The following is a 26,717-nucleotide window of genomic DNA, read 5'->3' as shown; positions in this document are numbered from 1 at the left end:
TAAGGAGGACCAACAGATGGGGTTGAAAATGACTATTAAAAGTTTGGGAAATCCATTCTCAGAAAAAACGGATCTGCGCCACGGTGCAGATTGTGGATGCGAGGGATGCGTCAGCGGCCACGGGCATGACCACGACCATGTCGAAGCCAAAACCATGTCATCTGATGACATGCTGGAACGTGCGGTCGAAAGCGCGGTTGTCCGCTCGATGTTTGGCCAGAATGACGTGAGCCGCCGGTCTTTCATGGGGATGATGGGCGGCGGCACCATCGCGGCGGCGCTGGCCTCGGTCTTTCCAATGGACAAGGCCAAAGCGGCCATTCTTGACAATCTGGGCACGCCGGAAAAGACCGACCTCAATATCGGTTTTGTGCCAATCACCTGCGCCACGCCAATCATCATGGCGCAGCCCATGGGCTTTTATGAACGCTATGGTCTGAACGCACAGGTCATCAAGACCGCGGGCTGGGCCGTGGCGCGCGACAAATCTTTGTCCGGCGAATATGACGCCAGCCACATGCTGACACCAATGCCTCTGGCCATGACGCTTGGCGCTGGCTCCGTGGCGACGCCTTACATCATGCCCGCGGTGGAAAACATCAATGGCCAGGCCATTGTTCTGTCCAACGAGCATCTGGACAAGCGCGATCCGAAACAGTGGAAAGGTTTCACCTTCGGGGTGCCATTTGAATATTCCATGCACAACTTCCTGCTGCGCTATTATGTGGCGGAACATGGGTTGGACCCGGATGTTGATATCCAGATCCGCGTGGTGCCGCCGCCAGAAATGGTCGCAAACCTGCGTGCGGGCAACCTTGATGGCTATCTGTCGCCGGATCCGTTCAACCAACGTGCGGTCTGGGAAGGCATCGGCTTTATTCACATGCTGACCAAAGACATCTGGGAAGGCCACCCATGCTGCGCCTTTGCCGCGCCGCTCAGCTTTGCGACCGAATTGCCCAACACCTATGGCGCGCTGCTGAAATCGATCATTGATGCGACGCAGTTTGCCTCCAACCCGGACAACCGCAAGGAAATTTCCTCTGCGATTGCGCCTGCAAACTATCTGAACCAGCCGGTGCCGGTGATCGAACAGGTTCTGACGGGCACCTATGCCGATGGTCTGGGCGAGGTGCAGCGCGTCCCGGATCGCATCGACTTTGACCCATTCCCCTGGCATTCGATGGGTGTCTGGATCCTGACGCAGATGAAACGTTGGGGCTATATCGAGGGCGATGTCGACTACAAAAAGGTGGCCGAGCAGGTCTATCTGGCGGCTGACGCCAAGAAGGTCATGAATGATCTGGGCTATGACGCTCCGGACATCACCTATAAATCCCATACCATCATGGGCAAAACCTTTGATCCGGCAGAGCCTGAAGCCTACGCCAAGAGCTTTGCCATCGGAAAAGCGTGATCATGCTGGATCAGCTTTCAGTAAACCAACGCGCCATCCTGTTATCGGTGGTGATGTTGCTGGTCGGCCTCCTGATTTGGGAGGCCGCCATTCCCGCCCAGAAGTCCCTTGAGGACCTGACAGAATATGAAAAACTCAGCGGGCTGGGGGCCCCAAAAGCCGCAGTGCCGCCGCCGAGCGATGTGCTGATCAAGGCGTGGGAACAGCTGTCAAACCCGTTTTATGATGCTGGCCCCAACGACAAGGGTATTGGTATTCAGATCGGCTATTCGATCTATCGGGTTCTGGCGGGCTATCTGTTGGCCGCGCTGGTGGCGGTGCCTTTCGGGTTTCTCATCGGCATGAGCCAAGTGGCCTATAAGGCGTTTAACCCCTTTATCCAGGTGCTGCGGCCGATTTCGCCCCTGGCATGGATGCCGCTGGCGCTATTTATCATTCAGGACAGCGAAGCCAGCGCGATCTTTGTGATTTTCATCTGCTCGATCTGGCCGATGCTGATCAACACCGCCTTTGGCGTGGCGGGCGTCCGCGAAGATTGGGTGAATGTCGCCCGGACCCACGAACTCAGCAGCCTGCGCACGGCCTTTACCGTGATCCTGCCCGCTGCAGCCCCGACGATCATCACAGGCATGCGCATCTCTATCGGGATTGCATGGCTGGTCATCGTGGCGGCCGAGATGCTCGTGGGCGGCACCGGCATTGGCTATTACGTCTGGAACGAGTGGAACAACCTCGATCTGACCTCTGTGATTTTCTCAATCCTCATGATCGGCGTCGTGGGCATGCTGCTGGATTCAAGCTTTGCTTTCCTGCAGCGCACCGTTGCCTACGTCGAATAAGGAGCCACCACGTGTCAAAATCCTATCTCAGTATCGAGCGTCTGACGCAGAAATTTCCGGAAGGAAATGGCGGCACGCTGACGGTCTTTGAAAACGCCAGCTTCGGGATTGAAAAGGGTGAATTTGTTTGCATTCTGGGCCATTCCGGTTGCGGCAAATCCACAATTATGAACATCCTCGCCGGTCTGGCAGAGCCGACCTCCGGCGTGGTGAAAATGGACGGCTATGCCGTTTCGGGCCCCTCGCTGGATCGCGGGGTGGTGTTTCAGAACTATTCCCTGCTGCCCTGGCTCTCGACGCTCAAGAATGTCACCTTTGGCGTTAAGGCGCGCTATCCCGATTGGTCCAAGGCCAAGGTTGAGGAACACGCGCGCGAATATCTTGCGATGGTGGGCCTCGAAGGTGACGTTGTGCACCGCAAACCCAGCCAGCTCTCAGGCGGTATGCGTCAGCGAGTGTCAATTGCACGCGCTTTTGCCAACCACCCAAAGCTGCTGCTTTTGGATGAACCCTTTGGGGCGCTGGACGCGCTGACACGGGGCACCATTCAGGATGAGCTGCTTAAGATCTGGGGCGGGACCGAGCAGACCGTCTTTATGATCACCCATGACATCGACGAGGCGATCTTGCTGGCCGACCGCATTCTGCTGATGACCAATGGGCCTTTTGCCCGTGTCGCGGAAAGCGTTGAGATCACCATTCCGCGCCCGCGCAACCGGACAGAGATTATCGAGCATGCGAATTACTACCCAATCCGCAACCATTTGGTGCAATTCCTTGGGCACCGCTCAAAGGAATTGGCGGGCCAGCAAAGTGACGCTGCTGATCTGACCCCGGACACCGTGCGCATTGATCTGACCGCGCCTGCGCCCGAGGACCCGAAAGCCAACGATGAAGACGAACCCGTGCTGCGCGCGGTCAATGAATGAAAGAGCAGAACCGTGACGACCCCGATTCAACCCCGCCCGCCGGTGCCGCCGTTTTCCTATGACGACGCAGTGAAAAAGGTGCGCATGGCCGAAGACGGCTGGAACGGACGTGACCCGGCCAAAGTGGCGCTGGCCTATACGCCGGACACAAAATGGCGCAACCGGTCGCAATTTTTGAACGGGCGCGCCGAGGTCGAAGCGTTTCTGACCGAAAAATGGCGCACCGAAAACGGCTATCGGCTGATCAAGGAAATCTGGGCCTATGGCCCTAATCGCATCGCGGTGCGCTTTTGCTACGAATGGCACGACGAAACCGGCCAATGGTATCGCGCCCACGGCAATGAGAACTGGCAATTTGATGAAAACGGGCTGATGGCGGAACGCCATGCCTCGATCAACGATGTGCCCATTGATGACAAAGACCGGCTGTTCCTTTGGCCGCAGGGGCGGCGCCCGGATGACCATCCTGGGCTGACCGCGCTTGGCTTGTGACTACTTAACGGAGACCAATATGAAAGATACTTTTGAAGTGCCAGTGATGATGTCCAAAGAGGACGTGACCGTCATGATCCTTTCGGCCAAAAAACAGGCCGGATTGACCTGGGAGGGCATCGCCGAACAAATCGACATGTCCCCGGTTTGGACCCATTCGGCCTGTATGGGCATGAACGCCTTTCCCGCCGATAAGGCCGAAGCCTTGGTGACGGCGCTTGGCCTGCCGCAAGAGGCCATCAGCGTGCTACAAGAGCCGCCCACCAAGGTCTGGGAGCAAACGGTGCCAACCGATCCCTGCATCTATCGCCTTTATGAAATCGTCGGGGTCTATGGGCCAACCATCAAAGCGCTGATCGAAGAGAAATTCGGCACAGGCATCATGTCAGCGATTGATTTTGACATGAAACTCACCCGCGTGCCGCATGAAAAGGGCGACCGGGTTAAATTAGAAATGTCCGGCAAATACCTTGGGTATAATTCCTGGTAATCCGCAGGGTCTGAAAAGAGAGCAGCCAGACAGCCACCCCACGGGGTGGTTGTTTTTTGCCGGGCGGTTCGATGGAAGAACCCGGGGATCGTCATGAAGAAGAAGAGTGGCGGACAGACAGGGATTCGAACCCTGGAGACGGTCTCCCGCCTACACACTTTCCAGGCGTGCGCCTTCGACCACTCGGCCACCTGTCCGTGAGGGGGTGTTTAGCTAAAAACCCCCGGGGGGCGCAAGGGGCAATCCGATATTTTTCCGCATTTTTTTGCGTCTCATCGCGCGCGCATTTTCCTGAGCAAAAATAATGTGTTGCGCGCGCAGCTTGGGCAGATATTGCGCGCGCGACAACATCAAGACCGGGTCATGGCATCCAGAATGCGCGCCCAGCTGCGGATGCCTTTGTGAAAACTTTCCAGATCATATTTTTCATTCGGGGAATGGATCTGATCGTCATCCCTGGCAAAGCCGATCAGCATGGCATCGGTGTCCAGAATACGTTTGAAATGTCCCGCAATCGGGATCGATCCGCCACAACCGGCAAAGGCCGCGGCCTCGGGCCATTCATCGGACAGGGCCTGGCGCGCCTGCTCAAAGGCCGCATGATCGGTGGACATGGTCGAGGCGCGCGATGCCCCGTGCCCTTTGAATTCCACCGTACAGTCCGCGGGCAGCTGCGCGCTCACATAGGCCCGAAACGCTTCGCGGATCTTATGCGGGTCCTGATCGCTGACCAGACGGAAGCTGATCTTGGCCGAAGCTTCGGCAGGCAGCACGGTTTTAAACCCTTCTCCGGTATAGCCCCCCCAGATGCCATTCACTTCGCAGGTTGGCTGCGACCAGATCATTTCCAACGGTGTACGCCCGATTTCGCCCGCAGGCTCCGACAACCCGACATCCCCCAAAAACGCCTTGTGATCAAAGGCCAGCCCCTGCCATTGCTGCGCCACCTCTTCGGGCAGATCAGCAACGCCGTCATAAAAGCCAGGCAGGGTGACGCGCCCATTGGCATCATGCAGCCCGGCGATGATCTTGGTCAGCACGCGGATCGGGTTCATCGCCACGCCGCCGAACATGCCAGAATGCAGATCTTTATCCGCCGCTTTGATCGTCAGTTCTTCGCCCAAAAGCCCGCGCAGTTGGGTGATGATCGCCGGAGTTTTGCTTTGGAAAAGACCCGTGTCGCAGATCAGAGCAACGTCTGAGCGCAGCTCATCTGCGTTCTCTTCCATAAAGGGCACCAGCGATGGGGAGCCGCTTTCCTCTTCGCCCTCAAAGAAAAAGGTGATCTTGCAGGGCAGGCGGCCATGTTCGGCCTGCCAGGCGCGGCAGGCTTCGACAAAGGTCATCAACTGCCCTTTGTCATCAGACGCACCGCGCCCGCGAATGACCTTGCCCGCCGGGGTGTCTTCGAGGGCGGGGGCAAATGGGTCAGAATGCCACAGGTCCAGCGGATCAACCGGCTGTACGTCATAATGGCCGTAAAACAGCACATGCGGCCCGTCACCCTCAACATGGCCCACCACCATCGGATGGCCCGGCGTAGCGCGTTTTTCCGCCTTTACACCAATTGAAGCGAGGTCCGCGACCAACCAATCTGCGGCGGCGTCGCAGTCTTTTTTATAAGCGGGATCGGTGGAAATTGACGGAATGCGCAGCAGCTCCAGCAGGCGCTCGGTGGCGGCGGGCATCTCTGCGTCGATCCGGCGCAACACGGTATCCAAAGACATGATGAGGGTCCTTTCAGCGGTCTGATTTTGCGCGACCCTAACAAGCTTTGGCGCACTGTCCAGACGCCGCGAAAGGATGTTGATCTGGATCAAAGTCGCGAGAGCGACAAATTGTATGGTGGCATCCAACGAAAACGCGCAGTATATCCAATCCTTAACAGTCATTTTTTCGCCCGTGCGGCGAATCTCGTAAGGTCGCAAGCTGCCAGCCAGCAAACCGGAGGGACGCCAGTGGATTATTCCGCGACGCTCGATCAAGCTCTGAAACGTCTTCACGAAGAAGGCCGCTATCGCACGTTCATTGATATCGAACGTACCAACGGGCATTTCCCACACGCCATCTGGCGCCGCGAAGATGGCACGACACGCCCGATCACCGTTTGGTGTGGCAACGACTATCTGGGGATGGGGCAGCATCCGGTAGTGCTTGAGGCGATGCACGAAGCGATTGACGCCACCGGCGCAGGTTCGGGCGGGACGCGCAATATTTCTGGCACAACGGTCTATCACAATCGTCTAGAGGCCGAGCTGGCAGACCTGCACCAGAAAGAGGGCGCGCTGCTGTTTACCAGCGCCTACAACGCCAATGATGCGACCCTGTCGACCTTGCACAAGCTGTTTCCCGGCCTGATCATCTATTCGGATGAGCTGAACCATGCTTCGATGATCGAAGGCATCCGCCGCAACGGCGGGGCCAAGCGGATTTTCCGCCACAATGATTTGGCGCATCTGCGCGCGCTGCTTGAGGCCGATGATCCGGCCGCGCCAAAAATGATTGCGTTTGAATCGATCTATTCCATGGATGGCGATTTTGGTCCGATGGCTGAAATCTGTGATCTGGCGGATGAATTTGGCGCGCTGACCTATTTGGATGAGGTCCATGCCGTGGGCATGTATGGCCCGCGCGGGGGCGGCGTCGCCGAACGGGACGGGCTGAGTGACCGCATCGACATTATCAACGGCACATTGGCCAAGGCCTATGGCGTGCAGGGCGGCTATATCGCGGCCAGCGCGCAGATGTGCGACGCCATCCGCTCTTATGCGCCGGGGTTCATCTTTACCTCATCGATGCCGCCAGCCGTCGCTGCGGCCGCCGCCGCTTCGATCGCGCATCTCAAGCAGGATCAGACCCTGCGCGAGCAGCATCAACTGCAGGCCAAAATCCTGAAAATGCGTCTCAAGGGGCTGGGCCTGCCGATTATTGATCACGGCACGCATATTGTTCCGGTGATTGTGGGCAACCCGGTACACACCAAAAAGTTGAGCGACATGCTGCTGGAAGATCACGGCATCTATGTGCAGCCAATCAACTTCCCGACGGTGCCACGCGGCACCGAGCGGCTGCGGTTTACACCTTCGCCGGTGCATGGCCCCAAAGAGATTGATGCGCTGGTCAAAGCCATGGACGAACTTTGGTCCCACTGTGCGCTAAATCGCGCCGAACTGGCGGGCTGACACAGCATCTGGTGCATAAAGCCTTGATCTGTGTTATATTGGTCTCAATAAAAGTGGGGGCAGTTCGAATCGGGGAATTTTCTCGGACTGTTTTGGCAGTGAGGCTTTGAGCATGATTACGCGCAAATGGCGCAAACCGGAGGCGGCGGAAGAGGCCCCCAAAGGTTTTGACGATTACGAATTCCGACTCGGCGACGAGATGCGCGGTGAACGCGCAACCATTGGGAAATCACTGCTGGATGTTCAGCGGGAATTGCGCATCAAAGCTTCTTATATTGCAGCCATCGAAAATGCTGATCCAAGCGCCTTTGAAACGCCGGGGTTCATCGCCGGATACGTGCGCTCTTATGCGCGCTATCTCAACATGGATCCGGATGAAACCTTTGCGAAATTCTGTCGCGAAAGCGGGTTTCAAACCGCCCATGGCATGTCCTCGGAAGCCTCTAGCAAACGCAAACCAGATACGCCGATTGCCGCCAAAGCCGAAAGCAACCCGTTTGCCAAGGCCAATGCCGGCTTTGTGCCGGTGCAGGAGTCCATCCTGTCGCGGATTGAACCGCGCGCCATCGGCTCTTCGCTGGTGCTGCTCGCGCTGATCGGCGGCATTGGCTATGGCGGCTGGAGCGTTCTGAACGAAGTGCAGCGCGTGCGCCTGGCCCCGGTTGAGCAAACGCCTGTTGTGCTTTCGGCGCTTGATCCGTTGACCGAAGCGGCCATTGACGAAGTGGAAAGCGCTGTGCAGGCCTCTGGCGTCTTTACCCCGCCAGAAAACAAGCTTGATCGGCTCTATCGCCCGCAGGCGCTGGATGTTCCGGTGCTGGTGTCGCGGGATGCGCCGATCTCGACGCTGAACCCACAGAGCATTGGCACCTTTATGCCAGAACGCAGCGCGCCAATTCTGGCAGCCGAAGCCATTGAACCAGCCGCACCTGTCGTGCCGCAGGTTCTGGAGGAAGCTGACCCAGAAGTCGTGATGTTCGCCGTGCGCCCCGCTTGGGTGCGCGTGCGCGCCGCAGATGGCTCAATCCTGTTTGAAAAGACGCTGGATACCGGCGAAGAATTCATCGTGCCCAATACGGAAAACGCGCCAACGCTGCAGGCGGGCATGTCCGGGTCTGTTTATTTCCGCTTGAACGGCGAAATTCGCGGCCCCGCGGGTCAGGGCACCGGTGTTGTCAAAAACCTGGCCATTGACGTGACCGCCGTCGAAGAAAATTTTGCCGTTGCGGATATTTCCGGCGATGCCGCACTGGCCGAAGTTGTGGCCGTCGCGCAAGCCGCCAGCGTGGTTGTCGAGGAAGACTAGTTTTCTTTGACCAGATGCATTGCCCCCGCGATGGGGGCAGCTTACATAGGCCCCAACGACTTTCGGATGGGGCTTTTTCATGTCTGTGAACCATATTCGCCCGTGGCGCACCATTGAACGCCGCAAATCGCGCCAGATCATGGTGGGCAATGTGCCCGTCGGGGGCGATGCCCCGATTTCGGTGCAGACGATGACCAATACCGACAGTTCGGACGTCAAAGCGACACTGGCACAAGTTCTGGCAGCGGCAGAGGCGGGCGCGGATATCGTGCGCATTTCGGCCCCCGATGTCGCGGCAACGCAGGCATTGCGCGAGATTTGCAAAGAAAGCCCGGTGCCGATCGTGGCTGACATCCATTTCCACTACAAACGCGCCATCGAAGCCGCCGAGGCCGGGGCCGCCTGTCTGCGGATCAACCCGGGCAATATTGGCGATGACAGCCGCGTCAAAGAGGTGATCAAAGCCGCAAAAGATCATGGCTGCTCGATCCGCATTGGCGTGAACGCCGGCTCTCTGGAAAAGCACCTGCTGGATAAATACGGCGAACCATGCCCCGATGCGATGATTGAGTCGGGCCTTGATCATATCAAGATCCTGCAGGACAATGATTTTCACGAATTCAAGATCAGCGTGAAAGCCTCGGATGTCTTCATGGCCTCCGCCGCCTATCAGATGCTGGCGGACGCCACTGATGCGCCGATCCACCTGGGGATTACCGAAGCGGGTGGTTTTGTGTCTGGCACCATCAAATCCGCCATCGGCATGGGGCAGCTCTTGTGTATGGGCATCGGCGATACGCTGCGCGTCAGCCTGTCAGCGGATCCGGTCGAAGAGGTCAAGGTTGGCTTTGAAATCCTGAAATCTCTGGGGCTGCGGCACCGCGGTGTGAACATCATCTCTTGCCCCAGCTGCGCGCGCCAAGGCTTTGATGTCATTAAGACTGTTGAGACTCTTGAGAAACGACTTGAACATATCAAAACCCCGATGAGCCTGTCGATCATCGGCTGTGTGGTCAATGGCCCGGGCGAGGCTTTGATGACCGATGTCGGCTTTACCGGCGGCGGCGCAGGGTCCGGCATGGTCTATCTGGCGGGCAAACAAAGCCACAAACTGTCCAACGATCAAATGGTGGATCACATCGTGGAGCAGGTCGAAGCGAAGGCGGCCCAGCTAGAGGCCGCCCGCGCCGCAGAAACAGACAGGGCGTAACGCCCCTTAACCACGTTTTTGCGCCACGATTTGCTGCATGGTGTCCAGTGGCGCATAGCCGCGCATCATTTCGTCCTGCATCACAAAGGTCGGCGTGCCGGTGATCTGAAGCCGCTGTGCCAATAGGCGCGTCTGCTGAATTTCGGCGGTCACGCTTGCGTCATCCATCATCGCCAGCAGCGGCTCTGCGTCAAAGCCCAGGGTGGCCGACAGGCGGCGCAGCGCAACCTCATTGATGCCGGTATTCAAACGGATCAACGCGTCATTGACCTTGGCATAGGCCTCTGCACCGAGCGTGTTTTTGACCGCAATGGCAAAGCGCGCGCTGGCCTCGGAATCTTCGCCGAGGATCGGAAATTCTTTGACGATCAGGCGGATATTGCCATCCGCTTGAACCAGTTCCTTGACTTCGTCATGCGCCCGGCGGCAATAGCCACAGCGATAATCGACGAATTCAACCATGGTGAAATCACCCTCCGGGTTGCCGCCGATCCAGGAATAGCCATCGTCAAAAATCGCATCGGCATTGGCCGCCACCAGGTTCATATCCGCAGAGACCTGATCTTGGGCCTGGCGCTGCTCCAGCACCGCAACCGCTTCCATAATGACCTCTGGATTGTCCAGCAGATAGGCGCGCACCTCCTCGCGGAAGATCTGACGTTCCTCATCGCTCATGGTTTTCAGATCCAGCGCGCTGGCTGGCTGGGTCAAGGCGATCAGGGCCGTAGCCATCAGAAATCGTTTCACGGGAATGCTCCTACTTTTTGTCTTTCTCTGCGCGTTTCGCGGCGAGAATAATATCATCTGCGCGCCGCCAGCCCGGGGATCCGGTCGGCAAAAGCCCAGCCGCGCGTTTGGCTTGAATACCTGCATCTTTCATGCGCCCCTGCAAGGCGTATCTTTCGGCGGCGGCCACCGAGGCCATGCCCGGATTGCCCGCCTGCGCATAGGCCGACCCCAGATCGCGCAACACCCGCGCATCGCGAAAATCGCGGCTGCGCGCGCGCTCCAGCACGCTCAGCGCGGGGCGGATCTGCCCAGCCGCCAAAAGCGCGCGCCCGTAACTGCCGAGGCATTGCGCATTCTGCGGCGCAAGGTCAACGCAGCGCTTATAGGCGGGCAGGGCCGCGCCGACATTGCGGCTTTCCATCAGGATCTGCCCCTTGAGTTCATAATAATAGGGGTCCTTGGGGCGCAGCGCGATCACGCGATCCATCGCTGCCAGCGCTTTTTTGGTCTCAGACTGTCGGTGATACATCACCGCTTCGCGCATCAGGCGCACATCTTCGCTGGGGCTGTCTTTCAGGCGGCGCTTGGTCCATTTTGGCTGGCGTAAAAAGGCCGTCAGCTTGCCCTTGGCGCGCCCAAACCAATAGCGCGCCGCCGGATCATCCACGGCTTTGCCCGCATGGGCCTGCGCGGCGGCACGCGCGGTGCGCAACCGATCGCGGGTCAACGGATGGCTGCGCACATAAGGATCCTGGCGCGCGCTGTTCAGCAGCTCTTGGCCGCGAAAAAGTTCGAACACATCGACCGCGCCCTGCGTATCTGTGCCCGAGCGCACCATATAGCGAATGGCCGAAGAATCAGCAGAGGCCTCTTCGGCGCGCGTATGCGACAGGAAAACGCGCTGCGCTGAACTCGTCGCGCCAAGCGCGATGCCTGCGCCGAGCTCCCCATTGCCCGTGGCCGCCGCCGCAATGCTCGCCAGCGCAATACCAAGACCGGCTGCGGTGCGCGCGTTGCCATAGTTGGCAAGGCGCCGGGCAATATGCCCATTGGCAATATGCGCCGCCTCATGCGCAATCACCGCCCGCAGCATTTCGGGGCTGTCGCTGCGCATGATCAGGCCGGAATGCAAAAATATATGTTGGGTATCGACCACAAAGGCGTTCAGCTTGCTGTCTTTCACCACCAGAATGCGTACGGAATTTCCCAGACCCGCCGCAGACAAAATCGGCGCGGCAAGCTGTTGCAGCGCATGTTCAATGTCCGGATCGCGCAGCAGCGTTACGGCCTTGGCGGGCAGGGCGGTCAGCAAAACCACACATGTGAGCATGGCTGCCAGCGTGGCGCGCAGCGAAAACGGGCGAAGGATGGGCAGGGTGGTCATGCCGCCACTAGGGCGGAAAAAACCACGGAACTCAACCCGCTGCGCGGCACTTCGCCGGAATGTGATGGCGCGCGGGCCTGCAAGCCGCCGTGGGGCTTGCGCGGCCCCATCGCTTTGTGAAAGATCAGGACCAAAGACCAAGGGCGGTACCATGAGATTTCTATTTCGTTTGATGCTGGCGCTTAGCTGTGCGCTGGTGCCTGCTGTTTCTGCGCAGGAAGCAACGGATGGCTTTAGCGCCCTCGCGCGCGTGGACAGCAGCCAAAGCGCGGTGCGTGATGCCCGGCGCGGCGGCGTGCAGATTGATCTCGCGCTTAGCCAAGGGGTGCCCTGGCGCATTTTCACGCTGGACGACCCACGGCGACTGGTTCTGGACTTTCGCGAAATTGACTGGCGCGGCGTTGTGGCGGCGGATCTTTTGCAGACGGACCGTATTGCGGCGATCCGCATGGGCGGGCTGCGCCCCGGCTGGAGCCGTATGGTCATGGATCTCGCCAGCCCGATGCAGATTGAAGCGGCAGAAATGCGGCTGAACACGCTGGAGGGTAGCGCACAATTATCAGCCATTTTGATCGCCACAGATGCCGAAAGCTTTGCGGCCGCCGCCGGTGCCCCGGCTGATCCGCGTTGGGATTTGCCGGAACCTGCGCGCGATATCAAACCTCCTGCGCCCAAGCCCGACTGGGCCCCAACGGTGGTGATGATTGATCCCGGCCACGGCGGGATTGATCCGGGCGCGGAGCGCGATGGCCTGCAAGAAAAGGATCTGATGCTGACCCTCGCGCGCGAGCTGCGCGATACCCTGCGCCGTGCCGGTGGGTTTGATGTGCATCTGACGCGCGATGATGATCAATTTGTATCGCTGGATGGCCGCGTTGCGCTGGCCCATGCGCAGGGCGCAGACGTGTTTATTTCACTCCATGCCGATATGCTGCAGCAGGGGCATGCCCATGGGGCCACGGTTTATACGCTGTCGGATGCCGCCAGCGACAAAGCCTCGCAATTTCTGGCCGAACGTCATGACCGGGACAATGTTCTAGCGGGCACGGACCTGTCGGGCACCGACGATCTGATTGCAAATGTGCTGCTTGATTTGGCGCGGCAGGAAACCACACCGCGATCTGAGCGTTTAGCCACTGCGATGGTGCTGGGCATGCAAGGCACCGTGGGCAAGCTGAACAGTAAACCCAATCGCCGGGCCGGGTTTTCGGTGCTCAAGGCGGCGGATATCCCGTCGGTGCTGATCGAGGTGGGCTTTATGTCCTCTGACCGGGACTTTGCCAATCTGCAGGATGCAGACTGGCGCGCCCGCGTGGCCGAAGGGGTGCGCGATGGGCTTCAGGCCTGGGTGATTGCCGATCGGGCGGCGCGCGATCTGGTGCGCCAATAGGCCATTGGGTGGCGAAAATCAGCGCGTCCCTGTGACGGTTGTGTTTTGACCGCCCGTGCACAGCGCAGTATAGAGTGCATGACTGATCTTTGGGGGCCCTCGTGCTGAGATTCATCCTGTCCTTCTTCGGAAGCCTTTTTACACTGCTGACCATGGGCCTTGCCGTTGTGGCGCTGTCGATTGGCGCGGTGTTCTTTATTTACGGGCAGGATCTGCCCAGTCATGAGTCCTTGGCCCAATACCAGCCGCCGACCATCAGCCGGATTTATTCGGGCGAGGGGCGCATTATTGATGAATTTGCCAAAGAACGGCGCCTGTTTATCCCCGCCGATGAAATCCCTGATCTGGTGAAAAACGCTTTCATCTCGGCTGAGGACAAACATTTTTACGAACACTCCGGCTATGACGCGCGCGGTATCGCAGCCGCGGCGGTCGAAGCGGTGCGCTCGCGCGGTGAAAACGTGCGCGGGGCCTCGACCATCACGCAGCAGGTGATGAAGAATTTTCTCTTGTCCAGCGACCGCCGGATTGAGCGCAAGATCAAAGAAATCATTCTGGCCACCCGGGTTGAGGAAAGCCTGAGCAAAGACCGCATTCTAGAGCTTTACCTGAATGAGATTTTCCTGGGCCAGAACTCTTATGGGGTGGCGGCTGCGTCGCAGACCTATTTCAACAAGCCGCTCACCGCCTTGGCCCCGCATGAGGCAGCGGTGCTCGCCTCGCTGCCCAAAGCACCCAGTGATTATCACCCGGTGCGCCGTAAAGAGCGCTTGCAGCAGCGCCGAGACTTCGTTTTGAAAGAGATGAAGGAAAACGGTTATCTTACTGAAAATGAATATAAAGCTTCCGTAGCTCAACCATTGCTTTCAGTTCAGAATGGCGATTACGAAAGTTTCCGCGCAGAATTGCCGCCACGTGATTATTTCACCGATGAAATTCGCCGCCAGCTGAGCCGAGATTTTGGCGAAGAAGAGTTTTTTAGCGGCGGCATGTCGGTACGGGCCACTCTTGATCCAGAACTTCAAGAGGTTGCCGCCATAGCGCTGCAGCGCAGCCTTGAAAAATACGATCGTGACCAAGGCGTCTGGCGCGGCACCGGAGAGACCATCGCCAAGGATCAGCTGGGCAGCGAAGAGGCCTGGCGCGCCGCGCTGGCCAATGTCTCGGTACCGCGTGACGTCATGTTGAATGGCCGCTGGCACCCGGCGGTGGTGCTGAGCGTGGGCAACAGCGCCGCCCGCATTGGCATTGAGGACGTGCCCGAGGATGACGATGGCCATTTCATACCTGCTGAGGACGTCACCTGGGCGCGCAAGCAGCTTGAAGACGGCACGCTTGGCCCCAAGGCGAAGGTCGCGGGTGATCTCTTGACCGTGGGCGACGTTGTGCTGGTGCGCGCCATGACCAAGGACAGCGATGGCAGCTTTATCCGCTGGACCTTGCGTCAGGTCAGCGAGGTGCAGGGCGGCTTTATGGCGATGGACGTCAACAACGGCCGCGTTCTGGCGATGCAGGGCGGCTTTTCGTATCAGGATTCGGTCTTTAACCGCACCACCCAGGCGCAGCGTCAGCCCGGCTCAAGCTTCAAACCCTTTGTTTATGCCGCCGCACTCGACAGCGGCTACACCCCCGCGACGATTGTGATTGACGCCCCGATTGAGATCAACACACCCCAAGGGCTCTGGCGGCCGCGCAACTCGTCCAACAAATTCTATGGGCCAACCCCCTTGCGGACCGGCATCGAAATGTCGCGGAACCTGATGACGATCCGTCTGGCGCAAGAGGTGGGCATGGATGTGGTCGCCGATTACGCGCGCCGCTTTGGCGTTTATGACCGCATGGGGCTGTTCCTGGCGAACTCTCTGGGGTCCGAAGAAAGCACGCTGTTCAAAATGGTGTCGGCCTATGCGATGTTCGCCAACGGCGGTGAACGGGTGGAGCCCACGCTGGTGGACCGGGTGCAGGACCGCTATGGCAAAACACTGTATCGCCACGATCAGCGCGATTGTGTTGAGTGTAACATTGCGCAGATCGATGATGACAAAGCGCCCCAGATCGTCTCAAACCGCGAGCGGGTGATGAACGCCATCACCGCCTATCAGCTCACCTCCATGATGCGCGGCGTCGTCGATCGCGGCACTGCCAGCAGCGCCATTGATCTGCCCGTGCCGGTGGCCGGCAAAACCGGTACCACCAATGAGGCGCGCGATGTCTGGTTTGTCGGCTTTACCAATTCCATCGCCGCGGGCTGCTATATCGGTCATGATCAGCCGCGCCCGCTGGGGCGGGGCACGTTTGGCGGCAACACCTGCGGCCCGGTGTTCCAAGAGTTCATGCAAGCCGCCATTGAAAAATACGGCGCCGGCAAGTTCCGCGTTCCGCCCGGTGGCCGCTTTATCAAAATTGACCGTTTCAGCGGTGCGCGTCTGGCCGATGACGCCAGCGGGCCAAATGTGGTTGCCGAATATTTCCGCGAAGGCGAAGAGCCGCTGTTTGGCGTGGCCTTTGACGGCGGTTTTGCAATGGGGTCCAACCTGCCTTTGTTTGAGGACGTGCAATCCACTGGTACGGCGGTCACAACCTCAACCGGGGAGCGCGCCGTGGTGCCCGATGCCTCCTTTGGGACGCTCAGCTCAGGCGGGCTTTATTAACCCATTTCAGGAATTTGGCGGCAAGCGGCGGCAGCGGCTTGCCCGCCCCCCAGCGGTGGTTTACACCGCTATTCTGAAACGACCTACAGGACTGTGACATGCGCGCTGAGATTCAGAACACCGTGGCTGACATCGAAAAATCCATCGACCTGCTTAAGCAGCGTCTCGACTGGGAAACAGCGGCCTATCGTCTGGAAGAATTCAACGCCCGTGTCGAGGACCCGAACCTTTGGGATGACGCTGAAGCGGCACAGAAACTGATGCGCGAGCGCCAGTTGCTGGTGGATGCGATTGACGGCGTAAACAGCCTGGCGACGGACCTGTCTGATAATATCGAGATGATCGAACTTGGCGAGATGGAAGACGACGAAGAGGTCGTCAAAGACGCGGAAAACGCGATCTTTGCCCTCAAAGACGTCGCCGCGGAAAAAGAGCTGGAAGCGCTGCTGGACGGTGAAGCGGACAGCAATGACACTTTCCTTGAAATCAACTCTGGTGCTGGCGGCACCGAAAGCTGTGACTGGGCCTCGATGCTGGCGCGGATGTATGTGCGGTGGGCCGAAAAACGCGGCTATACGGTGGAGTTGCAATCCATGAGCCCGGGGGAAGAAGCGGGGATCAAATCCGCCGCTTACAAGATTTCCGGCCACAACGCTTACGGCTGGCTGAAATCAGAATCCGGCGTGCACCGGCTGGTGCGTATTTCGCCCTATGACAGCGCCGCCAAGCGCCACACATCCTTTAGCTCGGTCTGGGTCTATCCGGTGGTGGACGACAATATTGAAATCGACGTCAACCCATCGGATATCCGCATTGATACCTATCGCTCCTCCGGGGCGGGCGGTCAGCACGTCAACACCACCGACTCTGCGGTGCGGATCACCCACATTCCGACGGGCATTGTTGTGACCAGCTCGGAAAAATCGCAGCACCAAAACCGCGACATCGCGATGAAGGCTTTGAAATCAAGGCTCTATCAACAAGAGCTTGACCGTCGCAATGCCGCTATCAACGAAGCCCATGAAAACAAGGGCGATGCAGGCTGGGGCAATCAGATCCGGTCGTATGTTCTGCAGCCGTATCAGATGGTGAAAGACCTGAGGACCAACTTTGAAACCTCTGATACTAAAGGGGTTTTGGATGGGGATCTGGATGGGTTGATGGCGGCGACCTTGGCGATGAATGTAGCGGGCAAAAGCCGCGCGGATGCGCAGGGCGACTGACTCCACAGAATAACTACACCTCGCGCCGCATTCAGCGCGACAAACACTTGCTTTCAAAGCCAAACCGCGCTGAACTAGACCTGCGCGCGAACATACTTTGGAGGAGAGTATGACCGAGGCACCCAAACCTATGGGGCTGCCCGAATTGGGCAGTATTGGGTTTTCCCATCTGAAACAAGCTTTGGTATTGGGCTGGCGCGATTTCATGGCGCACCCGATCTATGGTCTTATTTTTGCAGGCTTTTACGTCTTGGGGGGGTGGCTGATCACTTGGATCACCCTGGCCACGGGACAAAGCTATTGGCTGATCTTTGCGGCCATCGGCTTTCCGCTTTTGGGACCCTTTGCCGCGGTGGGGCTGTATGAGGTGTCCCATAGGCTTGATCTGGGCCTGCCAATCACACCCGGCGCGATCTTTGGCGTTGTGGCGCATCAGCGGCGGCGGCAATTGCCCTCGATCTGCGCCATCATCGTGATTTTCTTTTTATTCTGGTTCTTTCTGGCGCATATGATTTTTGCGCTGTTTCTGGGCCTGTCTACGATGACGAACATCTCTTCAAGCTTTGATGTATATTTTAGCTCTAATGGGTTGATGATGCTGGCTTTTGGGAGTGCCGTTGGTGCGGTATTTGCCCTGGTTTTATTCATGTTAACAGTGTTTTCACTGCCGCTGTTGCTAGACCGCGAGATTGATTTCATAACCGCGATCATCGCCAGCTTTCAGGCAGTGCAAACCAGTTTCATTCCACTGGTGGCTTGGGGCATCTTGATTGCGGTCTTGCTGTTTCTTGCCATGTTGCCCGGATTTCTAGGGCTCTTCATCGTCTTCCCGCTGCTCGGCCATGCCAGCTGGCGGCTTTACACGTTGATCAAAAGCTAATGCAGTACAGAAAAAAGGGGGCCTAGGCCCCCTTTGCCCCGCCATAATCAGGCGTATGTCATGTGATGGATGAGCTTACTCTGCGCCGCGCGACAGTGCAGCAACGCCGGTGCGCGCCACTTCTTGCAAGCCAAGCGGGCGCATCAGGTCGGCAAAGGCATCGATTTTTTCTGGCGCGCCAGTGATTTCAAAGACAAAGCTTTCTAGTGTTGTATCCACCACATTGGCGCGGAAAATATCCGCAAGGCGCATCGCCTCGACACGTTTGTCACCCGTGCCAGCCACTTTAAACAGGCCAAGCTCACGCTCAACTGCAGGGCCTTCGACAGTCAAATCATGCACTTCGTGCACGGGCACGATGCGGCCCAGTTGGGCTTTGATCTGTTCAATCACCTGCGGTGTCCCGGTGGTCACAATCGTGATCCGCGACTGATGGCCGGTGTGGTCAACCTCAGCCACCGTCAGGCTTTCGATGTTATACCCACGGCCGGAAAACAGACCAATCACGCGGGCCAGCACGCCCGGTTCGTTATCAACGCGCACTGCAAGCGTGTGGCGTTCCAGCACATCCGAGAAATTCGGGCGCAGATTATAGGCGGAATGGCTTGTGGAGCCTTTTTTGATTTTCAGAGCAGCCATGTTTTCTCTCCTTACACCAGAACCGCGCCGCCGGATTCGATGGCACCCTGGGTTGAGGCTTCGCCCAGAAGCATTTCGTTATGCGGTTTGCCCGATGGGATCATCGGGAAGCAGTTCTCGTGTTTCTCAACCAAGCAATCAAAGATCACCGGGCCGTCGTAATTGATCATTTCCATGATCGCATCATCCAGATCATCCGGATCAGAACAGATGATGCCCTTGGCCCCGAACGCTTCGGCGAGTTTCACAAAGTCCGGCAGGGACTCTGACCAGCTGTGTGAATAGCGCTCGCCATGCAGCAGCTCTTGCCACTGGCGCACCATGCCAAGACGTTCGTTATTCAGGATGAACTGTTTCACAGGCAGGCCAAACTGCATCGCGGTGCCCATTTCCTGCATATTCATCAGCCAGCTCGCTTCGCCCGCGACGTTCACAACCAGCGCCTCAGGATGCGCAACCTGCACACCAACAGAGGCGGGGAAGCCATAACCCATGGTGCCCAAACCGCCAGAGGTCATCCAGCGATGCGGATCTTCAAAATTCAGATATTGCGCCGCCCACATCTGGTGCTGGCCCACTTCGGTGGTGACATAACGATCCATCCCGCGGCTCAGCTCTTCAAACCGCTTCAGCGCATATTGTGGTTTGATCACCTTGCCTTCTTGCTTAAAGCTCAGGCAATCCTTGGCGCGCCATTCATTGATCTGGCCCCACCATTTTTGCAGGCCTTCCTGGTTGGTCTTGCGCCCACGCGCTTTCCAAACCTTCAGCAGATCTTCCAAAACATGGGCCACATCGCCGACAATCGGAATATCAACCCGGATCACCTTGTTAATCGAGCTGGGGTCAATATCGATATGCGCCTTTTTGGATTTCGGCGAAAACGCCGAGATCAGCCCGGTAATCCGGTCATCAAAGCGCGCGCCAACGTTGATCATCAGATCGCAGTCATGCATCGCCATATTGGCCTCATAGAGCCCATGCATACCCAGCATCCCGAGCCACGACTTGCCAGAGGCCGGATAAGCCCCAAGGCCCATCAGGGTCGAGGTAATCGGAAAGCCGGTGGCATCCACCAGTTCACGCAGCAATTGGCTGGCCGCAACGCCAGAGTTGATCACGCCGCCGCCGGTGTAAAACACCGGGCGCTTAGCCTTTTCCATCAGCTCGACCAGCTCGGTGATCTCGGTGATGTCGCCTTTCAGCTGCGGCTGATAATGATCCACCCGAGCCGTGTTTGGCGCGACATAGGTGCCCGAAGCAAACTGCGTGTCCTTCGGGATGTCGATCAGCACCGGACCAGGGCGGCCGGAACGCGCAACATGAAAGGCCTGATGCAGGGTTTCAGACAGCGCATCCGTTTCCTTGGCGAGCCAGTTGTGCTTGGTGCAGGGGCGGGTGATGCCCACTGTGTCGGCTTCTTGAAAGGCGTCAGAGCCAATCATAAAGGTCGGCACCTGGCCAGAGATCACAACAATCGGAATTGAATCAAGCAGCGCATCGGTCAGCCCGGTCACGGCATTGGTCGCGCCGGGGCCAGATGTCACCAGCGCAACGCCCACCTTGCCGGTTGAGCGCGCATAGCCTTCGGCAGCGTGCACGGCGGCCTGTTCGTGGCGCACCAGAATGTGACGAATGTCATTTTGCTGGAAAATCTCATCGTAGATCGGCAGGACAGCCCCGCCCGGATACCCAAAGACTGTATCGACACCCTGATCTCTCAGAGCTTGAACCACCATTTTCGCACCGGTCATCTGACGTGTCATCTGTCTCTCCACTTGCGACGTCATATATCTACAAAAAAGCCCCCGAGAATTTCGGGGGCGCATGGGGTCCATTCTGGGTGTCCGTTACCGGCCCATGCGCCAAAAATTCACGATGACGACTAGCTTGAACATGCGTCGGGTCCTCTTTGTTTCGGGGGGACATTATGGCTGTGGAAAACGGGCGTCAACCGCCAAAGATGGAAAAAATCTGTCGTCTGGTGGATTTTTTCTTTCCAAATATTGCGCAAATGGCCTGGGAAACCGATTTTAATGAAAATCAGGCGCAATTTTCCCGTTAAAGGTTATTTTTGCCGCCGCGCCGCTGAATCAGGCAGCATGATGCCTGAGACCTGTTGGGAAATCGGATCGCTGCAGGCGGGCAGATCCGCCGGGTCAAAAGCCTCCGGCGCGCGCAGGGCCTGCCAGCGGTTGTTCAAAAACACCTCTAGCCCGGAAAACCGCGCTTTGTAGCCCATTTTTGCACTGCCGGGCACCCAATAACCCAGATAGACATAGGGCAGCCCCGCGTCCTGGGCGATACGGATATGATCCAGGATCAGATAGGTGCCCAGCGACTGACGCGGCAGATCCGGTTTGAAAAAGCTGTAGACCATGCTCACGCCATCTTCGATCACGTCGGTCAGGCACACGGCGGTCAGGCTGCGATCGGAGTCATCGGTATATTCCACCACGCGCGAGCGGATGGGCGTTTCTTCGATCATTGCGGCAAATTCGAACACATCCATATCCGCCATACCGCCATCAGCGTGGCGCGCGTCCAGATAGGTGCGAAACAGATCAAATTGTTCTTCGGTGGCCCAGGGCGATGTGGCCCGGCGTGTCAGATGCGCGTTGCGCTTCAAAATACGCTTCTGGCTTTTGGACGCCGTGTAGCGGCGCACATCAATGCGGGCCGACAGACAGGCGGCGCAATCCGCGCAGGACGGACGATAGAGTACATTCTGCGAGCGACGAAAACCCTGATGGGACAAGGCATCATTCAGCTCTTGTGCGTTGTCACCCTGCAATGCGGTGAACAGTTTGCGCTCCATCTTGCCGGGCAGATAGGGGCACGGCTGTGGGGCCGTGACGTAAAACTGGGGGGCAAGGGGCAGGGAGTGACGCATGAGGGCCGCATATTGGTTTCGAATTATCGAAAGCTTAACAATGCACTGCGGCCCCGCCAAGTAAATTTAGGCGCTTAGTACCGGGCTGCGCGATTGACCGCGACCGTGCCCATAACGTGATCGGTCAGCCCCTGTTTGCGCCCCGATGTCAGCATCAGCACAATCGAGATCACCTGCAACACCGGGAAAGACAGCGAAATGCTATATCCCAAGGTGTGCAAAAAGGCCTGGCCAAAGTCAAAACGCGCGCCGTCTTGGGTGCGCATTTCAACGCCAAACAGCCGCATGCCGAGCGTGGCTGACCCATTGGTCAGCGTGATCACCCGATAGGCAAAGCCGACAACCAGCATGAGGAAGGGGAAAAAGAAGATCCCGGTAAAGGCCGTGAACGGCAGGATCACAACACAAAGAATGCCAATCAGGATCATGTCAAACACCCAGGCCAGCAGACGTTTCGTCGGCGTATCGGCGTAAAATTCCGGCTGGGTGTCAGGGTCGGGCAGGGTGAATGCGTGCATGGTCATGTCTTTTGTATACTCAGAAAATGGGCCCCCGCAATGCAGGGGCCAGTCTTGGGGGGGAGGTTAATAGGCTTAGGCCTCTTCTTGGACGTCCGTCTGCGCCTTGCGCTCTTCGGCGGCCTTTTTGGCGCGCTCGTCCATGAACTGGTCAAACTCCGACTTGTCCTTGGCTTCGCGCAGACGCTCTAGGAAGGATTCAAAGCTGGCTTGCTCGTCTTCCAAACGACGGATCATTTCGTCGCGATAGGCGTCAAAAGCGGAATTTCCGGTTGGGGTCATGACGTGCATGCGGCGCCCCTTGTGGCGGCAGCTGCGGTTTTTGCTGAACATGCGTTTGCTCCAGATCATATAAAACAGAAGGGCCAGGCCGACTGGCCAGAAGAACACAAAACCGAGGACCATAGCTGCAATCCAGGCGCCTTTGCCTTTACTATCCAGCCAGGCCTCGCTGCGGGAAAACCAGCCCATATGGGTGGTAGACGTGGCGGCGGTGGCAACAGGTGTCATTGAGATCTCCGTGGTTAGATGTTGATGTGAATGCCTTTCACATTGAATGAGATGGGAATTGTGGCGCGGGAAACAAGAGGGAATGTAAATGTTTTTTACATTTTTGGATTATATTATTTAAAATCAAATAATTATACATTAAAATTTGAAAATAATTCACATTGATAGGCGCATGGGTTCCCAAAATAGGCGCAATTTTTAACAAATCAACAGCGCGCGAACCCCAAAGCAGATGTCATTGTGAGGACTGGCGAGGCTGAATTCTGCATCAACGGCGTATGAGCAGCAATGCGCTCACACAATACAAAGCCGTAGGCACCGCGGCGCGCGGATGAGCTATAGACGCGCAGCAGATGCGTATTGGCGCAGATCGGTTTGACGGCGCAGCAACCCAAACCTACAAGACGCAACACAGCGCGCGGGAACAATTGGTCACAGTGCAAGTCCACGGCGCAAACCACAGCAAAACGCCAACAGGGGATGTACAATTAAGATCCTTAGCGGTCGCTCAAATTCGAACATCCATAACGCATAAGGATGATTATGTTAATATTGGATGTATACAGAGCTGCGAAACCCGCGAAAACGTCGACATCCCTGCAACTTATACCATTGCCCGCGCTGAGGCTGCTAGACAGCGCAAAGCGATTGGCGCTACATCTTGGGCAACTTCAAGGATGCGCTTATGACCTCTCTTCTTATTCTGAATGGCCCGAACCTCAATCTGCTGGGCACGCGCCAGCCTGAGGTCTACGGCAAGACCACGCTCAACGATATCGAAGCGATGTGCGCCGCGCACGCGCAGCGGCTGAACATCCGCGTTAGCTGTTTGCAAAGCAACCACGAAGGCGCGCTGATTGACGCGATACACGCCGCCAAAGGCACCCATGATGGCATTGTCCTCAATGCCGGCGCGTTCACGCATACCTCCATCGCGCTGATGGATGCCATCGCCTCGGTGGAGCTGCCGGTGATCGAACTGCATCTGTCTAACATTCATGCGCGCGAGGCTTTCCGCCATAAATCCTATATCGCGCCGGTCGCGCTGGGTCAGATTTGCGGCTTTGGTGCCGCGGGCTATGGCCTCGCGATTGATGCCCTGATGGCGCATCTGTCATAGCGCCATGCCGGATCGGTCGCTGCGCTATCTTGCCGAGCTGACCAGCGCCACCTCGCTTGAGGCGCTTTGGGCCATGCATGTGGCCAAGATGGCCGACTATGGTTTTGACCGGCTGATCTATGGGTTCACCAATTTTCGCGTCAATCGGAAACTAGGTGATCCAGAGGATTTCATTGTTCTGTCCAATCACTGCCCGGACTATCTAGAGCGGTTCTTTGGCGAGCGTATGTTTCTGCACGGCCCGATGATCCATTGGGCGCTGGAAAATGACGGCGCGTGCAGCTGGGGGCATATTGCAGAGAAACTGCAGAAAAAAACGCTGACAGACCAAGAGCTTGCGGTTCTTGAGTTCAATCAGAGCTTTGGCGTCACTGCGGGCTATACCATCAGTTTCAAATCCGTTTCGCAGCGCGCCAAGGGCGCGATTGGCCTGACCGGACCGGCCGGGACCTCGCAGGCGGCGTTGGATGCGATCTGGGCAGAGCATGGCGCTGCGCTGCAACTGATGAACAATGTGCTGCACCTCAAGATCCTCACCCTGCCCTATGAAAACCCCAAACGCGCGCTGACACGCCGCCAGCGTGAGGTTCTGGAATGGGTTTCAGATGGCAAAACCGTACAGGACATTGCCACGCTGATCGGGCGCACACCGGCCACGGTTGAAAAACATCTGCGCCTTGCGCGCGAGGCTCTGGCAGTTGAAACCACGGCGCAAGCGGTGCTGAAAGCCTCGTTGCAGCGTCAGATGTTTATTGTTGAAAACAGCTAATACCCTGAAATTAATGCATTATTATTGCTTAACGCCGAGGTAAGGAAAACCTGACCTTACGTAATCCTCACATTTGATTATCGTGTTTGCTGTTCCGTGAGTGAGGCTAAGCCTGGAACATAAGGAGCGCACCTCTGCGATTTCAGGGCTCTGCGCTCTTTGCCTGTGCACTGGCACAGCCGCCGCGGCAATTGCGCCAATGGCACACGGGCCCGTCATCCCCTTGCAGGGCTAGGATCATGCGGCGTTACGGGCCCTCCGTGACGCCGTTTTCCTATGCCTGCCCCGCAGCTTGCCCGCAGATCTGGGCTGGTAGAAGGCACAAAAAAACACCGCCCGAAGGCGGTGTTTTCTGATCCAAAGATCGCGCGCGGGACTTAGCCCTGAGCTGCTTTAGCAACTTCTGCTGCGAAATCTTCTTCTTTTTTCTCGATGCCTTCGCCAACTTCCATGCGCACGAAACCAACGATTTCGGCACCGGCTTCTTTGGCAGCAGCTTCGACGGTCAGATCAGGGTTGATCACGAAGTCTTGGCCCAGCAGGGTCACTTCGGACATGAATTTCTTCATGCGACCAACGATCATTTTCTCGATCACTTGCTCTGGCTTGCCAGACTCGCGTGCGATCTCGATTTGAACGTTGCGCTCTTTTTCAACAACAGCTGGGTCCAGGCTCGCTTCGGACAGCGCCTGAGGGTTTGCCGCCGCGATGTGCATTGCAACCTGCTTACCAAAAGCTTCGTCGCCGCCTTTCAGCGCCACGAGAACACCGATGTTGCCCATGCCAGTGGTCGCTGGGTTGTGCACATATGATGTCACGATGTCACCTTCGACAATCGCCATGCGGCGCACAGACATGTTTTCGCCGATGGTGGCGATCTTGTCGGTGATGACTTCGGACACAGGCTTGCCACCCAGGTCGGCGTTTTTCAGCGCTTCAACGTCAGAAACGGTCAGAGCGACATTTGCGATGCCAGCAACCATTTCTTGGAATTCCGCGTTCTTACCAACAAAGTCGGTTTCGGAGTTGACTTCGACAGCCACGCCTTTGCCGCCTTCGACGGAAACAGCCACCAGACCTTCGGCTGCGATACGGCCGGATTTCTTCGCCGCTTTCGCCAGACCTTTGGTGCGCAGCCAGTCGATGGCCGCTTCTTGATCACCATCGGTTTCGGTCAGCGCTTTTTTCGCGTCCATCATGCCTGCGCCGGTCAGTTCGCGCAGTTCTTTCACCATTGCGGCAGTAACAGCCATCGTGGTTCTCCTAAATTTTGCAAGGTCGTTATGGGGGCGGGCTTACCCTGCCCCCATGTCAGAAATGTAACGCTTATGCGTCTGCGGCAGCTTCTTCTGCAACCGCTTCTTCGACGGGTGCTTCTTCGAATTCGCCCAGATCAACGCCAGCAGCGCCCATCATGGCAGACATGCCGTCCAGCGCCGCGCGGGAGGCCAGATCACAGTACAGCGAGATCGCACGGGAGGCGTCGTCGTTGCCTGGGATGATGTAATCGATGCCGTCAGGGGAGCAGTTGGTGTCCACAACCGCAACAACTGGGATGCCCAGTTTGTTGGCTTCGGCGATGGCCAGCGCTTCTTTTTTCACGTCGATGACGAACAGCAGATCAGGAACACCGCCCATTTCGCGGATGCCGCCCAGGGAAGCTTGCAGTTTCTGCTGGTCACGTTCCATGCCCAGACGCTCTTTCTTGGTCAGGCCTTCGGCACCAGACGCGAGCTTCTCGTCGATCTCTTTCAGACGGTTGATGGACTGGGAAACCGTTTTCCAGTTGGTCAGCGTGCCGCCGAGCCAGCGGTGGTTCATGAAGTACTGTGCAGATTTCTCTGCGGCATCTGCAATCGGCGCAGCGGCCTGACGCTTGGTGCCCACGAACAGAACGCGGCCGCCTTTTGCGACGGTTTCACGAACAACGTTCAGCGCAGCGTCCAGCATTGGAACGGTCTGTGTGAGGTCCATGATGTGGATACCATTGCGCGAGCCGTAGATGAACTCGCCCATACGTGGGTTCCAGCGTTGTGTTTGGTGACCAAAGTGTACGCCTGCTTCCAGCAGCTGGCGCATGGTGAACTCAGGAAGAGCCATGCTTGTATTTCCTTTTTCCGGTTTACGCCTGGGTGGGGGAAGTAGA

General features: G+C 57.5%; 25 protein-coding genes and 1 tRNA gene. 15 read left to right on the top strand and 11 right to left on the bottom strand.

Annotation, left to right across the window (positions count from 1 at the left end; genetic code table 11):
* The first annotated feature begins 28 nt into the window (after positions 1–28).
* Genes N6L24_RS02895 through cynS form a run of 5 tightly spaced genes read left to right on the top strand, consistent with a single transcriptional unit; the run spans position 29 to position 4,167 of the window.
* On the top strand, positions 29–1,417 hold the full coding sequence (locus tag N6L24_RS02895; protein ID WP_271843134.1) for a CmpA/NrtA family ABC transporter substrate-binding protein: 1,389 nt from the start codon (positions 29–31) through the stop codon (positions 1,415–1,417).
* A 2-nt stretch (positions 1,418–1,419) separates the two neighbouring features.
* A complete protein-coding gene (gene ntrB / locus N6L24_RS02890) occupies positions 1,420–2,256 on the top strand; it encodes a nitrate ABC transporter permease (RefSeq protein ID WP_271843133.1) in 837 nt (278 codons plus the stop codon).
* Positions 2,257–2,267: 11 nt separating this feature from the next.
* Entirely contained in the window at positions 2,268–3,185 is a 918-nt protein-coding gene (locus N6L24_RS02885) for an ABC transporter ATP-binding protein (protein ID WP_271843132.1), read from the top strand.
* A 12-nt stretch (positions 3,186–3,197) separates the two neighbouring features.
* Entirely contained in the window at positions 3,198–3,677 is a 480-nt protein-coding gene (locus N6L24_RS02880; RefSeq protein ID WP_271843131.1) for a nuclear transport factor 2 family protein, read from the top strand.
* 19 nt (positions 3,678–3,696) lie between these two features.
* Positions 3,697–4,167, top strand: coding sequence for a cyanase (gene cynS / locus N6L24_RS02875; RefSeq protein ID WP_271843130.1), 471 nt, complete (start codon positions 3,697–3,699; stop codon positions 4,165–4,167).
* 107 nt (positions 4,168–4,274) lie between these two features.
* On the opposite strand, the gene N6L24_RS02870 is transcribed toward cynS, so the two are convergent.
* Both N6L24_RS02870 and N6L24_RS02865 read right to left on the bottom strand, forming a co-directional pair.
* Positions 4,275–4,364, bottom strand: a tRNA-Ser gene (locus N6L24_RS02870).
* Between the two features lie 153 nt (positions 4,365–4,517).
* Positions 4,518–5,894, bottom strand: a complete 1,377-nt coding sequence (locus N6L24_RS02865) for a M20/M25/M40 family metallo-hydrolase (RefSeq protein WP_271843129.1) — start codon at positions 5,892–5,894, stop codon at positions 4,518–4,520.
* A gap of 231 nt (positions 5,895–6,125) precedes the next feature.
* Between N6L24_RS02865 and hemA the strand changes: the two genes are divergently transcribed.
* From hemA to ispG, 3 genes are all read left to right on the top strand, one after another.
* On the top strand, positions 6,126–7,349 hold the full coding sequence (gene hemA / locus N6L24_RS02860; protein ID WP_271843128.1) for a 5-aminolevulinate synthase: 1,224 nt from the start codon (positions 6,126–6,128) through the stop codon (positions 7,347–7,349).
* Positions 7,350–7,461: 112 nt separating this feature from the next.
* A complete protein-coding gene (locus tag N6L24_RS02855; protein WP_271843127.1) occupies positions 7,462–8,655 on the top strand; it encodes a helix-turn-helix domain-containing protein in 1,194 nt (397 codons plus the stop codon).
* Between the two features lie 79 nt (positions 8,656–8,734).
* Positions 8,735–9,865 (top strand): flavodoxin-dependent (E)-4-hydroxy-3-methylbut-2-enyl-diphosphate synthase, encoded by a 1,131-nt coding sequence (ispG, locus tag N6L24_RS02850; protein WP_271843126.1) that lies wholly within the window; start codon positions 8,735–8,737, stop codon positions 9,863–9,865.
* 6 nt (positions 9,866–9,871) lie between these two features.
* On the opposite strand, the gene N6L24_RS02845 is transcribed toward ispG, so the two are convergent.
* Together N6L24_RS02845 and N6L24_RS02840 are read right to left on the bottom strand one after the other, a co-directional pair.
* On the bottom strand, positions 9,872–10,612 hold the full coding sequence (locus N6L24_RS02845) for a DsbA family protein (RefSeq protein ID WP_271843125.1): 741 nt from the start codon (positions 10,610–10,612) through the stop codon (positions 9,872–9,874).
* 10 nt (positions 10,613–10,622) lie between these two features.
* Positions 10,623–11,978, bottom strand: coding sequence for a M48 family metalloprotease (locus N6L24_RS02840; RefSeq protein WP_334312308.1), 1,356 nt, complete (start codon positions 11,976–11,978; stop codon positions 10,623–10,625).
* Positions 11,979–12,129: 151 nt separating this feature from the next.
* On the opposite strand from N6L24_RS02840, the gene N6L24_RS02835 reads away from it, so the two are divergent.
* The 4 genes from N6L24_RS02835 to N6L24_RS02820 all read left to right on the top strand — a co-directional run bounded on the left by N6L24_RS02835 (position 12,130) and on the right by N6L24_RS02820 (position 18,122).
* Positions 12,130–13,368: an N-acetylmuramoyl-L-alanine amidase gene (locus N6L24_RS02835; RefSeq protein WP_271843124.1), complete on the top strand. Its 1,239-nt coding sequence runs from the start codon at positions 12,130–12,132 to the stop codon at positions 13,366–13,368.
* Positions 13,369–13,469: 101 nt separating this feature from the next.
* Positions 13,470–16,019 carry a penicillin-binding protein 1A gene (locus N6L24_RS02830; RefSeq protein WP_271843123.1) on the top strand — a complete coding sequence of 850 codons (2,550 nt, stop codon included), beginning with the start codon at positions 13,470–13,472 and terminating at the stop codon, positions 16,017–16,019.
* 98 nt (positions 16,020–16,117) lie between these two features.
* On the top strand, positions 16,118–17,242 hold the full coding sequence (gene prfB, locus N6L24_RS02825) for a peptide chain release factor 2 (protein WP_271843122.1): 1,125 nt from the start codon (positions 16,118–16,120) through the stop codon (positions 17,240–17,242).
* A gap of 109 nt (positions 17,243–17,351) precedes the next feature.
* Positions 17,352–18,122 (top strand): DUF2189 domain-containing protein, encoded by a 771-nt coding sequence (locus N6L24_RS02820; RefSeq protein ID WP_271843121.1) that lies wholly within the window; start codon positions 17,352–17,354, stop codon positions 18,120–18,122.
* A gap of 75 nt (positions 18,123–18,197) precedes the next feature.
* On the opposite strand, the gene ilvN is transcribed toward N6L24_RS02820, so the two are convergent.
* Entirely contained in the window at positions 18,198–18,761 is a 564-nt protein-coding gene (gene ilvN / locus N6L24_RS02815) for an acetolactate synthase small subunit (protein ID WP_271843120.1), read from the bottom strand.
* A gap of 11 nt (positions 18,762–18,772) precedes the next feature.
* Positions 18,773–20,527: an acetolactate synthase 3 large subunit gene (locus tag N6L24_RS02810; protein WP_271843119.1), complete on the bottom strand. Its 1,755-nt coding sequence runs from the start codon at positions 20,525–20,527 to the stop codon at positions 18,773–18,775.
* A 164-nt stretch (positions 20,528–20,691) separates the two neighbouring features.
* On the opposite strand from N6L24_RS02810, the gene N6L24_RS02805 reads away from it, so the two are divergent.
* Positions 20,692–20,826 (top strand): hypothetical protein, encoded by a 135-nt coding sequence (locus N6L24_RS02805; protein ID WP_271843118.1) that lies wholly within the window; start codon positions 20,692–20,694, stop codon positions 20,824–20,826.
* A gap of 3 nt (positions 20,827–20,829) precedes the next feature.
* On the opposite strand, the gene N6L24_RS02800 is transcribed toward N6L24_RS02805, so the two are convergent.
* The 3 genes from N6L24_RS02800 to N6L24_RS02790 form a co-directional block, all read right to left on the bottom strand.
* Positions 20,830–21,654 carry an arginyltransferase gene (locus tag N6L24_RS02800; RefSeq protein ID WP_271843117.1) on the bottom strand — a complete coding sequence of 275 codons (825 nt, stop codon included), beginning with the start codon at positions 21,652–21,654 and terminating at the stop codon, positions 20,830–20,832.
* A gap of 74 nt (positions 21,655–21,728) precedes the next feature.
* Complete coding sequence (locus N6L24_RS02795; RefSeq protein ID WP_271843116.1) at positions 21,729–22,178, bottom strand: RDD family protein; 450 nt, start codon at positions 22,176–22,178, stop codon at positions 21,729–21,731.
* 69 nt (positions 22,179–22,247) lie between these two features.
* Positions 22,248–22,682, bottom strand: a complete 435-nt coding sequence (locus tag N6L24_RS02790) for a DUF2852 domain-containing protein (protein ID WP_271843115.1) — start codon at positions 22,680–22,682, stop codon at positions 22,248–22,250.
* Between the two features lie 685 nt (positions 22,683–23,367).
* Here N6L24_RS02790 and aroQ point away from each other — a divergent pair.
* Entirely contained in the window at positions 23,368–23,802 is a 435-nt protein-coding gene (aroQ, locus tag N6L24_RS02785; protein ID WP_271843114.1) for a type II 3-dehydroquinate dehydratase, read from the top strand.
* Between the two features lie 4 nt (positions 23,803–23,806).
* Positions 23,807–24,571 (top strand): helix-turn-helix transcriptional regulator, encoded by a 765-nt coding sequence (locus N6L24_RS02780; RefSeq protein ID WP_271843113.1) that lies wholly within the window; start codon positions 23,807–23,809, stop codon positions 24,569–24,571.
* A gap of 377 nt (positions 24,572–24,948) precedes the next feature.
* Here N6L24_RS02780 and tsf read toward each other — a convergent pair whose 3' ends face one another.
* Both tsf and rpsB read right to left on the bottom strand, forming a co-directional pair.
* Positions 24,949–25,824, bottom strand: coding sequence for a translation elongation factor Ts (gene tsf / locus N6L24_RS02775; protein ID WP_271843112.1), 876 nt, complete (start codon positions 25,822–25,824; stop codon positions 24,949–24,951).
* A gap of 73 nt (positions 25,825–25,897) precedes the next feature.
* Positions 25,898–26,671 carry a 30S ribosomal protein S2 gene (gene rpsB / locus N6L24_RS02770; RefSeq protein ID WP_271843111.1) on the bottom strand — a complete coding sequence of 258 codons (774 nt, stop codon included), beginning with the start codon at positions 26,669–26,671 and terminating at the stop codon, positions 25,898–25,900.
* Positions 26,672–26,717: the final 46 nt, after the last annotated feature.

The organism is Cognatishimia sp. SS12 (assembly GCF_028369055.1).
Lineage (GTDB): Bacteria > Pseudomonadota > Alphaproteobacteria > Rhodobacterales > Rhodobacteraceae > Cognatishimia.
The sequence above is the reverse complement of the archived record's forward strand: the minus strand, read 5'-3'. Positions and strand labels throughout refer to the sequence as shown.

Coding starts and splice junctions, on each gene's coding strand:
- N6L24_RS02895 (WP_271843134.1), top strand. CDS start 29: ATGACTATTAAAAGTTTGGGAAATCCATTCTCAGAAAAAACGGATCTG.
- ntrB (WP_271843133.1), top strand. CDS start 1,420: ATGCTGGATCAGCTTTCAGTAAACCAACGCGCCATCCTGTTATCGGTG.
- cynS (WP_271843130.1), top strand. CDS start 3,697: ATGAAAGATACTTTTGAAGTGCCAGTGATGATGTCCAAAGAGGACGTG.
- N6L24_RS02865 (WP_271843129.1), bottom strand. CDS start 5,894: ATGTCTTTGGATACCGTGTTGCGCCGGATCGACGCAGAGATGCCCGCC.
- N6L24_RS02855 (WP_271843127.1), top strand. CDS start 7,462: ATGATTACGCGCAAATGGCGCAAACCGGAGGCGGCGGAAGAGGCCCCC.
- ispG (WP_271843126.1), top strand. CDS start 8,735: ATGTCTGTGAACCATATTCGCCCGTGGCGCACCATTGAACGCCGCAAA.
- N6L24_RS02840 (WP_334312308.1), bottom strand. CDS start 11,978: ATGACCACCCTGCCCATCCTTCGCCCGTTTTCGCTGCGCGCCACGCTG.
- N6L24_RS02835 (WP_271843124.1), top strand. CDS start 12,130: ATGAGATTTCTATTTCGTTTGATGCTGGCGCTTAGCTGTGCGCTGGTG.
- prfB (WP_271843122.1), top strand. CDS start 16,118: ATGCGCGCTGAGATTCAGAACACCGTGGCTGACATCGAAAAATCCATC.
- N6L24_RS02820 (WP_271843121.1), top strand. CDS start 17,352: ATGACCGAGGCACCCAAACCTATGGGGCTGCCCGAATTGGGCAGTATT.
- ilvN (WP_271843120.1), bottom strand. CDS start 18,761: ATGGCTGCTCTGAAAATCAAAAAAGGCTCCACAAGCCATTCCGCCTAT.
- N6L24_RS02810 (WP_271843119.1), bottom strand. CDS start 20,527: ATGACACGTCAGATGACCGGTGCGAAAATGGTGGTTCAAGCTCTGAGA.
- N6L24_RS02805 (WP_271843118.1), top strand. CDS start 20,692: ATGGCTGTGGAAAACGGGCGTCAACCGCCAAAGATGGAAAAAATCTGT.
- N6L24_RS02800 (WP_271843117.1), bottom strand. CDS start 21,654: ATGCGTCACTCCCTGCCCCTTGCCCCCCAGTTTTACGTCACGGCCCCA.
- N6L24_RS02795 (WP_271843116.1), bottom strand. CDS start 22,178: ATGACCATGCACGCATTCACCCTGCCCGACCCTGACACCCAGCCGGAA.
- N6L24_RS02790 (WP_271843115.1), bottom strand. CDS start 22,682: ATGACACCTGTTGCCACCGCCGCCACGTCTACCACCCATATGGGCTGG.
- aroQ (WP_271843114.1), top strand. CDS start 23,368: ATGACCTCTCTTCTTATTCTGAATGGCCCGAACCTCAATCTGCTGGGC.
- N6L24_RS02780 (WP_271843113.1), top strand. CDS start 23,807: ATGCCGGATCGGTCGCTGCGCTATCTTGCCGAGCTGACCAGCGCCACC.
- tsf (WP_271843112.1), bottom strand. CDS start 25,824: ATGGCTGTTACTGCCGCAATGGTGAAAGAACTGCGCGAACTGACCGGC.
- rpsB (WP_271843111.1), bottom strand. CDS start 26,671: ATGGCTCTTCCTGAGTTCACCATGCGCCAGCTGCTGGAAGCAGGCGTA.